The sequence below is a fragment of the Bradyrhizobium manausense genome, assembly GCF_018130615.1.
GTDB classification, from domain to species: Bacteria; Pseudomonadota; Alphaproteobacteria; order Rhizobiales; family Xanthobacteraceae; genus Bradyrhizobium; species Bradyrhizobium manausense_A.
In genome coordinates this window covers 56,619-65,499 of sequence record NZ_JAFCKB010000015.1, presented here as the reverse complement: position 1 = coordinate 65,499, position 8,881 = coordinate 56,619, and the positions used below count along the sequence as shown (strand labels likewise).

The following is an 8,881-nucleotide window of genomic DNA, read 5'->3' as shown; positions in this document are numbered from 1 at the left end:
AAGCCATAACAAGCAAGCCGGGAGGGCCCCAAATGTCCACTGCCACACCCAACGTCCGCGTTCTCGCCACCGACCTCGAATTTCCTGAAGGGCCGGTCGTGATGCCGGACGGTTCGGTGGTGCTGGTGGAAATCCGCGGACAGCGCCTGACCCGCGTTTATCCCGATGGCCGTAAGGAGATCGTCGCGAAAGTGCCCGGCGGCCCGAATGGCGCGGCGCTTGGCCCCGACGGCAAGATCTACATCTGCAACAATGGCGGCTTCTCCTGGATCCCGACCCGCAACATGATCATGCCGGGTCCGCAGCCCGAGGATTATCTCGGTGGCTCGATCCAGCGCGTCGACCTGCAATCCGGCAAGATCGAGACCGTCGTGACCAAATGCGGGGAGCACGATCTGCGCGGCCCGAACGATCTGGTCTTCGACAAGCACGGCGGTCTGTGGTTCTCCGATCTCGGCAAGCGCCGAGCGCGCGAGATGGATGTCGGCGGCATGTACTATCTCAAGCCCGGCATGACGGAGATCGTCGAGGTCGTGCACGGCGTGCTGCCGGCCAACGGCATCGGGCTCTCGCCGGACGAGAACACTGTCTACATCGCGGAGACGCCGACGGGCCGGCTCTGGGCCTACGAGCTCTCCGCACCCGGCACGCTAAAGCCGCGCGACGCGATCTATCGCGGCGAGCGGGGCAAGCCGATCTGCGGCCTCGGCGGCTACCAGATGTTCGACTCGCTCGCCGTGGAGGCGAGCGGGAATATCTGCGTCGCCACGCTTGTTTCCGGCTGCATCTCGGTGATTGCGCCCGACGGGACCCTGGTCGAGCAGGTCCCGACCGGCGACCGCGTCACCACCAACATCGCCTTCGGCGGCCCCGAGCTGAAGACCGCCTACATCACGCTGTCAGGCAAGGGCGAGCTCGTCGCCATGGACTGGCCGCGTGGCGGTTTGCCGTTGAATTTTCTGAACAAGTGAATGTATCTGGACGAGGCGTGCCAATACATTCCGTCGTCATTCCGGGATGCGTGCGCTAGCGCGCAGGCCGGAATCCATAACCCCGAACGGTGGTTATGGATTCCGGGCTCGCGACGTGGTCGCGCCCCGGAACGACGGAAATCATAATGGAGTAAACAATGCCCTGGCCTGATCCCATCACCCTGCGCGGACAGCACGCCCGTCTCGAACCGCTGTCCAAAGAGCATCTTGGGGGGCTGACGGAAGCCGTGAAGGACGGCGAGCTCTCAAAGCTCTGGTACACCGCGATCCCGCTGCCGGAGAACATGGGCAAGGAGATCGACCGTCGCCTGGGGCTGCAAGCCGCGGGCTCGATGCTGCCGTTCACCGTGTTCGACGCAGGCGGCAACATCGTCGGCATGACGACCTACATGAATATCGATGCCACCAACCGCCGCGTCGAGATCGGCTCGACCTGGTATGGCAAGAGCGCGCAGCGCGGCCCGCTCAACACGCAGTGCAAGCTACTCCTGCTTCGGCACGCCTTCGAGACGCTGAACTGCATTGCGGTGGAATTCCGCACGCATTTCTTCAACCACCAGAGCCGCCGCGCCATCGAGCGCCTCGGCGCCAAGCAGGACGGCATTTTGCGCAGCCATCAGGTCGCGCCGAACGGCACGCTGCGCGACACGGTCGTGTACAGCATCACCGCGGCAGAATGGCCGACGGTGAAGTCGCATCTCGAATATCAACTCAACGACAAGCCGCGCTAGAGGCGGCCGGGGCACCATGGATAGATTTGACTATGTGATCATCGGCGCGGGCTCCGCCGGTTGCGTCCTCACCAGCCGGCTCAGCGAAGATCCCAACACGAGCGTCTGCGTGCTGGAGGCAGGTCCGAACGATTGGCACCCCTACATCCATCTGCCGGCGGGTTTCATCAAGACCTTCCACATGAAGAGCATTAACTGGGCCTACCAGCAGGAGGTCGGGCCCTACACCGGCGGCCGCAGCATCTACGCGCCGCGCGGCAAGACGCTCGGCGGCTCGTCTTCGATCAACGGCCACATCTACAACCGCGGCCAGCGCATGGATTTCGACACCTGGGCGCAGATGGGCAATCGCGGCTGGGGCTATGCCGACGTGCTGCCCTATTTCAAGCGGCTGGAGAAGCGGGTCGGCGAGGGTGACAACACTTTTCGCGGGCGCGACGGCAAGCTCACCGTTACCACGATGGAGTGGCGCGATCCGCTCTGCGAAGCCTTCATGGAAGGCGCGGTCTCGCTCGGCATCCCCCGTAATCCCGATTACAACGGCGCCAAGCAGGAAGGCGTCTCCTACTGCCAGCGCACCATCGACAAGGGCCTGCGCGTCTCCGGTTCGACCGCGTTCCTCAAGCCGGCGATGAAGCGGCCCAACGTGCATGTGCACACGCATGCGCACGCGACCGAGATCATCTTCGAGGGCAAGCGCGCCGTCGGCGTGCGCTATAGCAAAGGCGGCCGTGGCGGCACGCCGATCGAAGTGCGCGCCAACAAGGAAGTGATCCTCTCCGGCGGTACCTACAATTCGCCGCAGCTGCTCCAGCTCTCCGGCGTCGGCTCGCCCGAACTGCTCGGCGCTCACGGCATCGCCGTGCGCCACGCGCTGCCGGTCGGCGAGGGTCTGCAAGATCATTACGCGCCGCGAACAGTGGCGCGCGTCAAGGACATCAAGACCATCAACGAGCTTCGCCGCGGCTTCTCGCTGTGGATCGAGGCGCTGAAATGGGCGACCGCGCGCCGCGGCCTGCTCTCGCTGTCGCCGACCATGGTCTATTGCTTCTGGCATTCCGGCGAGAGCGCCGACTCGTCTGACCTGCAGCTCACCTTCACGCCCGCATCCTACAAGGAGGGCGTGCAGGGCCAGCTCGAGGACGAGCCCGGCATGACGGTCGCATCCTGGCAGCAGCGCCCGGAAAGCCGCGGCTATGTCCGCATCCGCTCCAATGATCCCTTTGCGCCACCGATCATCCAGACCAATTATCTCGATGCCGAGCTCGACCGCCGCGTCATCGTCGGTGGCATGAAGCTCGCGCGCAACCTGCTGAGGTCCGCGCCGCTGTCGCCCTATTATGCCTACGAGGATTTCCCGGGCCCCAACATCAACACCGACGACGAATTCCTCGCCGCCGCCACGGAACGCGGTACCACCACCTTCCATCCCGGCTGCACCTGCCGCATGGGCCCGGCGGATAGCACGTGGGCCGTGGTCGACGACCAGCTCCGCGTCCACGGCCTCGAAGGCCTCCGCGTCATCGACGCCTCGGTCATGCCGCGGATGATCTCGGCGAATTTGAATGCGTCGACCATGATGATCGCGGACCGCGCGTCCGACCTCATCCGTGGCAAGGCGCCAATGGAAGCCGCGCGCATTCCGGATGCGGCGGTGGCATGAGAAGCGCGGCTGCGTAGGAGGGGGTAGCGAAGCGTAACCCACCACTTCTTCCGCCGCGGAAACACAAAAGGTGGGTTACGCTGACGCTAACCTACCCTATAGCTGCAGTTTCGGATGCGAGTGGGAAGATGACGGCGATGCCGCTTGTTCCGTCATTGCGAGCGCAGCGAAACAATCCAGAGCCTTACCGGGGATGGATTGTGGATTGTTTCGCTGCGCTCGCAATGACGAATGGAGAGAGCGGCGTTCTCAAACCTCTCACCGTCAGCCTGAGGTGGCCGCTTCTTCAGCGGCCCTCGAAGGGCGACGGCCCGGCTGCATCTCGGCCGTTCATCCTTCGAGGCTCCCGGCGCGATGCTGTGCATCGCGCCAATCGCACCTCAGGATGACGGGACGAGTAATGCCTCTCAAACTTCCCGTCGGCTCAGAAACGCCAGCCGCTCGAACAGGTGCACGTCCTGCTCGTTCTTCAGCAGCGCACCGTGCAGCGGCGGGATCAGCTTGCGCGGGTCGCGCTCGCGCAGTTGCTCGACGCTCATGTCCTCGTTGAGCAGCAGCTTGAGCCAGTCGAGCAGCTCCGACGTCGACGGCTTCTTCTTCAGGCCAGGCACCTCGCGCACCTCGAAGAAGATGCGCAGCGCTTCTTCGACGAGGCGCTTCTTGATGCCGGGGAAGTGGACGTCGACGATGCGGCCCATGGTATCGGCGTCGGGAAACTTGATGTAGTGGAAGAAGCAGCGGCGCAGGAAGGCGTCAGGCAGCTCCTTCTCGTTGTTGGAGGTGATCATCATGATCGGGCGCTGCTTCGCCTTGATCGTCTCGCCGGTCTCGTAGACATGGAATTCCATGCGGTCGAGCTCGAGCAGGAGATCGTTGGGGAATTCGATGTCGGCCTTGTCGATCTCGTCGATGAGCAGCACCGGGCGCTGCTCGGCCGTGAAGGCCTCCCACAGCTTGCCGCGCTTGATGTAGTTCTTGATGTCCGACACGCGCGCATCGCCGAGCTGGCTGTCGCGCAAGCGCGACACTGCGTCGTATTCGTAGAGGCCCTGCTGCGCCTTGGTGGTGGACTTGATGTGCCAGGTCAAAAGCGGCGCGTTCAGCGCCTTCGCCACTTCCTCCGCCAGCACCGTCTTGCCGGTGCCGGGCTCCCCCTTGATGAGCAGCGGGCGCTCCAGCACGATCGAGGCATTGACAGCGACCTTGAGATCTTCGGTCGCAACATAGTCCTTGGTGCCGGTAAATTTCATTGCGCGTCCTTGTTGGTCGTCGTCCCAGCAATTGCCAATTGCATTGCCGTGGTCACGACATGGGAACGGCCGCTCATGGCGGCCGTTCCTGGTTCGGTCAGGCTTTCAGACCCGTTTTATCAGCGAAAGGATGACGAGCACAATCACTGCGCCAACCGTGGCGTCAATGATGGAGCCCAGCGTACCCGTGGCGAGCGCGATGCCGAGCTGAGGCAGCACCCAGCCCGCCACCAGCGCACCGATGATGCCAACGACGATGTTGCCGATCAGCCCAAATCCCGCCCCGTGGACAATCTTGCCGGCCAGCCAGCCGGCGACCGCGCCGATGATCAGTGCTGCGATAATTCCCATTGCAAACGTCCCCAAAACAACCCCTTGAGGCCCCCAATTCTAGAGCAAAAAGCCTGCCGGTCCAGCGCGGAGCGCCGGTCTCCGCCCCTTGACGTTCGCCATCCGACGGGCAATCTGTCACCCATGTTCCTGCAATTCTTTACGTCTCTGCGCGATGCGCAGGTCCCCGTGACGCTGCGCGAATACCTCACGCTGATGGAGGCGCTCGACGCTGATCTGTCGGACTATTCGGTCGAGAATTTCTACTATCTCTCCCGCGCCTCCCTCGTGAAGGACGAGCGCAACCTCGACAAGTTCGACCGCGTCTTTGGCACGGTGTTCAAGGGGCTGGAAAGCCTGCTCGACGCCATGGAGAAGGCGGAGATCCCCGAGGAGTGGCTGAAGAAGCTCGCCGAAAAATACCTCAGCGAGGAAGAGAAGAAGCAGATCGAGTCCATGGGCTGGGACAAGCTCATGGAGACGCTGAAGAAGCGCCTCGAGGAGCAGAAGGGCCGCCACCAGGGCGGCTCGAAATGGATCGGCACTGCCGGCACTTCGCCGTTCGGCGCGTACGGCTACAATCCCGAGGGCGTCCGCATCGGCCAGGAGAAGAACCGCAACAACCGCGCCGTGAAGGTGTGGGACAAGCGCGAGTTCAAGGACCTCGACGGCAATGTCGAGCTCGGCATCCGCAACATCAAGGTGGCGCTGCGCCGCCTGCGCAAATTCGCGCGCACGGGCGCGCCGGATGAGCTCGATCTCGACACCACGATTCGCGAGACCGCCAATCACGGCTATCTCGACGTTCACATGCGACCCGAGCGGCGCAATGCGGTGAAGCTGCTGGTGTTCTTCGACATCGGCGGCTCCATGGATTCGCATATCGAGCAGGTCGAGGAGCTGTTCTCGGCGGCAAAGAGCGAGTTCAAGCACATGGAGTATTTCTACTTCCACAACTGCCTCTATGAGGGCGTGTGGAAGCAGAACAAGCGCCGCTTTACCGATCGCACGCCGACCTGGGACGTGCTGCATAAATATCCGCACGACTACAAGGTCGTGTTCGTCGGCGACGCCTCGATGTCGCCTTACGAGATCATGGTGCCCGGCGGCTCGGTCGAGCACGTCAACGAGGAGCCCGGCTCGGTCTGGCTCGACCGCATCATCCGCACCTATCCGCACACGGTGTGGCTCAATCCGGTTGCGCAGAAGCACTGGGACTATTCGGAATCGACCACCATCATCAAACGCATCTTCGCCAACCGCATGTACCCGATCACGATCGAGGGGCTGGAAGGTGCGATGAAGGAATTGACGCACTGATTGCTGTCATTCCGGGGCGCGCGCAGCGCGAACCCGGAATCTCGAGGTTCCGGGTTCGGTCCTGCGGACCGCCCCGGAATGACGAAAGAGAAGGGAAGACCCATGCCCCAAAACATCACCCGCGGCATCAAGGCGCTGATCGACGAGGCGAATGCCGAGATCGAGACACTCTCCGCCAAGGACGCCATCGAGATCTCCAAGAACGGCGACGTCGTCATCGTCGACATCCGCGATCCCCGCGAGATCGAGCGCGACGGCCGCATCCCCGGCGCGTTCTCCTGCACGCGCGGCATGCTCGAATTCTGGATCGATCCGCAAAGCCCCTACGCCAAGCCGATCTTCCAGGAGGACAAGAAATTCGTCTTCCACTGCGCCGGCGGCCTGCGCTCCGCGCTCGCGGCCAAGACCGCAAAGGACATGGGCCTCAAGCCCGTTGCCCACATCGCCGGCGGTTACGCCGCTTGGCGCGATGCCGGCGGTCCGACGGAGCCGTGGGAGCCGAAGAAGAAGGGGTAACCTCTCGTCATCCCGGGGCGCGCGAAGCGCGAGCCCGGGATCCATTCATCCGTTGACTCTGCCGCACGATGGATTCTCTGATGCGCAATTGAGCATCAAAGTTCGTGCTGCGCACGCCCCGGAATGACAAGAAAGACCTTGCAATGACCGCCACCGACCCCCTCGTCTCCACCGAATGGCTCGCCGCCCACATCAACGACGCCAACGTCAAGGTGCTCGACGCCAGCTTCAATCTCCCTGGCGTGCTGCCGCTGCCGAAGGATGACTATCTCGCCGCGCATCTGCCGGGCGCTGCGTTCTTCGACGTCGATGCGGTGTCGGACCATTCCAACCCGCTACCGCACATGTATCCGAGCGCCGAGCAATTCGGCCGCGATGTCGGTCATCTCGGCATCTCCAACACCGACACGGTCGTGTTCTATGATGCCGGCGGCTGGGTCGCAGCGCCGCGCGCGTGGTGGATGTTCCTGGCCTTCGGCCATAGCAATGTGCGCATCCTCAATGGCGGCCTGAAGAAGTGGCGCGCCGAGGGGCGCCCCGTGGAGAGCGGCGAGGTGAAGCCGAAGCCTGCGACCTTCAAGGCGAGCTACGATCCGAAGCGCGTGCGCAGCATGCAGCAGCTCGTCGCCAACGTCGAAAGCCGCGCGGAGCAGGTGATCGACGCCCGCGCTGCCGACCGTTTCGAAGGTCGCGCACCAGAGCCGCGCGCGGGCATCCGCTCCGGTCACATCCCCGGGGCGCGCAACGTGCCTTATAGCCAGCTGTTCGATGCCGCGACCGGCACGATGAAGCCGCTCGACGATCTCCGTGCGGCCTTCACGAACGCCGGCGTCAAGCTCGATGCGCCGATCGTGACCAGCTGCGGCTCCGGCGTCTCGGCCGGTGTGCTGACGCTCGCGCTCTATCGCCTGGGCGTCACCGACACCGCGCTCTATGACGGCTCATGGTCGGAATGGGGCCAGGAAAAGGGCCCGCCGATCGCGACGGGGCCGGCGTAAATCATTCGAGACTAACCGCGCCGACGGTGCGCTCCCTCGTTCCGCTGTTGCGGGGAGAGGGCCGGGGTGGGGGCCTCTCTCCACAGGTGAGATCATCGAGGGGCCTGTACCCCCTCACCCGGAATCCGCGCTTTCAGCGCGAATTCCGACCTCTCCCCGCAAGCAAGCGGGGCGAGGTTAAGGAAGGTCAGCGCGTACGCGTCGCAGTCGTGGCGAGCGTCTGCTGCTGGCCGAACGGATCATACGATTGCTGGAGCTGCTGAGGCGGCGGGCGCCGCACGATGCGGTGGCGCTTCTTCTTGTGCGCGCGTGGCTTGCCGTCGGGTGTCGCGCCGTTAGCTTTGGTCTTCGCGGGGGCGAGGTCGTTCAACGCAGCCACCCTGGCCGCGGCAATGTCGCTCACGCGCGATGCCAGTGCCGGCGTCGCGGTGCGCGGCACTTCGGTCGCTGCCGGTGCGGGTGTCGCCGTGGCGATGGCAACCGTCGTGTCGGCCGGGGTGAGTGTGTCGGTCGGCGCGGACGCCGCAACCTGGACGCTGGCCGGCTCGGGGGCTGGTGGTTCGGCGGCAGCCTCTGCAGCCGGCGCGGCGGCAACGATTTGAGGTGTGGGCTGGACGTCGGCCTTGAGCGTCACTGCGGCCATCTGCTCGGGACCGATCTCGACCGCGGGCAGGGCGATGCTCGGAATCTGGTCCTGCATTGCCGGCACCACCTCATCGGCGGCCGGCTCGATGCGCAGCGCGGCGAGCACCGGCTGGGCCGGCTCGGGGGCTTGGGCGAACACCTGCTCCTGGGGACCATTTCGCCAGGACGGGTTGCTGACATACTGCTCGTGGCTCGCCCGCAGCAGCGAGGCGGCTCCCAAGCCGAACACCAGGATGGAGGTAGACAGCAGGATCGCGGCAAGCAGGAAGCGAAGGCCGGGGAGCATCGACGGGTTACGAATTTCCGCCCCGGCGGCGTATGGCCGGGGCCCATGAGCCATCTGAACGCGGTGACGGTACTGCTTGCCGTGTTCGCCACGCGGGATTCGAGCTCAAAGCGACGGCGAATCAGGCTGATTCGACCATATCGCAACGCC

At 64.2% G+C, this 8,881-nt stretch carries 9 protein-coding genes; 6 read left to right on the top strand and 3 right to left on the bottom strand.

Annotated elements, in window-relative coordinates:
- Positions 1-32: 32 nt before the first annotated feature.
- The 3 genes from JQ587_RS25070 (at position 33) to JQ587_RS25060 (ending at position 3,386) form a co-directional block, all read left to right on the top strand.
- Positions 33-971, top strand: coding sequence for an SMP-30/gluconolactonase/LRE family protein (locus JQ587_RS25070; protein ID WP_212427051.1), 939 nt, complete (start codon positions 33-35; stop codon positions 969-971).
- A gap of 158 nt (positions 972-1,129) precedes the next feature.
- Positions 1,130-1,723: a GNAT family N-acetyltransferase gene (locus tag JQ587_RS25065; RefSeq protein ID WP_212298999.1), complete on the top strand. Its 594-nt coding sequence runs from the start codon at positions 1,130-1,132 to the stop codon at positions 1,721-1,723.
- Positions 1,724-1,739: 16 nt separating this feature from the next.
- Positions 1,740-3,386 carry a GMC family oxidoreductase gene (locus JQ587_RS25060; RefSeq protein WP_212427050.1) on the top strand — a complete coding sequence of 549 codons (1,647 nt, stop codon included), beginning with the start codon at positions 1,740-1,742 and terminating at the stop codon, positions 3,384-3,386.
- Between the two features lie 407 nt (positions 3,387-3,793).
- On the opposite strand, the gene JQ587_RS25055 is transcribed toward JQ587_RS25060, so the two are convergent.
- Together JQ587_RS25055 and JQ587_RS25050 are read right to left on the bottom strand one after the other, a co-directional pair.
- Positions 3,794-4,636, bottom strand: coding sequence for an AAA family ATPase (locus JQ587_RS25055; RefSeq protein ID WP_128950190.1), 843 nt, complete (start codon positions 4,634-4,636; stop codon positions 3,794-3,796).
- A 105-nt stretch (positions 4,637-4,741) separates the two neighbouring features.
- Positions 4,742-4,987: a GlsB/YeaQ/YmgE family stress response membrane protein gene (locus tag JQ587_RS25050; protein ID WP_212298997.1), complete on the bottom strand. Its 246-nt coding sequence runs from the start codon at positions 4,985-4,987 to the stop codon at positions 4,742-4,744.
- Between the two features lie 123 nt (positions 4,988-5,110).
- Between JQ587_RS25050 and JQ587_RS25045 the strand changes: the two genes are divergently transcribed.
- The 3 genes from JQ587_RS25045 (at position 5,111) to sseA (ending at position 7,800) form a co-directional block, all read left to right on the top strand.
- Positions 5,111-6,286 (top strand): vWA domain-containing protein, encoded by a 1,176-nt coding sequence (locus JQ587_RS25045; protein ID WP_212427049.1) that lies wholly within the window; start codon positions 5,111-5,113, stop codon positions 6,284-6,286.
- 102 nt (positions 6,287-6,388) lie between these two features.
- The gene (locus JQ587_RS25040; RefSeq protein ID WP_212427048.1) at positions 6,389-6,802 is read left to right on the top strand and encodes a rhodanese-like domain-containing protein; all 414 of its coding nucleotides are present in this window, start codon (positions 6,389-6,391) and stop codon (positions 6,800-6,802) included.
- A 143-nt stretch (positions 6,803-6,945) separates the two neighbouring features.
- Positions 6,946-7,800 (top strand): 3-mercaptopyruvate sulfurtransferase, encoded by an 855-nt coding sequence (gene sseA / locus JQ587_RS25035; RefSeq protein WP_212427047.1) that lies wholly within the window; start codon positions 6,946-6,948, stop codon positions 7,798-7,800.
- A 187-nt stretch (positions 7,801-7,987) separates the two neighbouring features.
- On the opposite strand, the gene JQ587_RS25030 is transcribed toward sseA, so the two are convergent.
- Positions 7,988-8,731, bottom strand: coding sequence for a hypothetical protein (locus JQ587_RS25030; protein ID WP_212427046.1), 744 nt, complete (start codon positions 8,729-8,731; stop codon positions 7,988-7,990).
- Positions 8,732-8,881: the final 150 nt, after the last annotated feature.

Coding starts and splice junctions, on each gene's coding strand:
- JQ587_RS25070 (WP_212427051.1), top strand. CDS start 33: ATGTCCACTGCCACACCCAACGTCCGCGTTCTCGCCACCGACCTCGAA.
- JQ587_RS25065 (WP_212298999.1), top strand. CDS start 1,130: ATGCCCTGGCCTGATCCCATCACCCTGCGCGGACAGCACGCCCGTCTC.
- JQ587_RS25060 (WP_212427050.1), top strand. CDS start 1,740: ATGGATAGATTTGACTATGTGATCATCGGCGCGGGCTCCGCCGGTTGC.
- JQ587_RS25055 (WP_128950190.1), bottom strand. CDS start 4,636: ATGAAATTTACCGGCACCAAGGACTATGTTGCGACCGAAGATCTCAAG.
- JQ587_RS25050 (WP_212298997.1), bottom strand. CDS start 4,987: ATGGGAATTATCGCAGCACTGATCATCGGCGCGGTCGCCGGCTGGCTG.
- JQ587_RS25045 (WP_212427049.1), top strand. CDS start 5,111: ATGTTCCTGCAATTCTTTACGTCTCTGCGCGATGCGCAGGTCCCCGTG.
- JQ587_RS25040 (WP_212427048.1), top strand. CDS start 6,389: ATGCCCCAAAACATCACCCGCGGCATCAAGGCGCTGATCGACGAGGCG.
- sseA (WP_212427047.1), top strand. CDS start 6,946: ATGACCGCCACCGACCCCCTCGTCTCCACCGAATGGCTCGCCGCCCAC.
- JQ587_RS25030 (WP_212427046.1), bottom strand. CDS start 8,731: ATGCTCCCCGGCCTTCGCTTCCTGCTTGCCGCGATCCTGCTGTCTACC.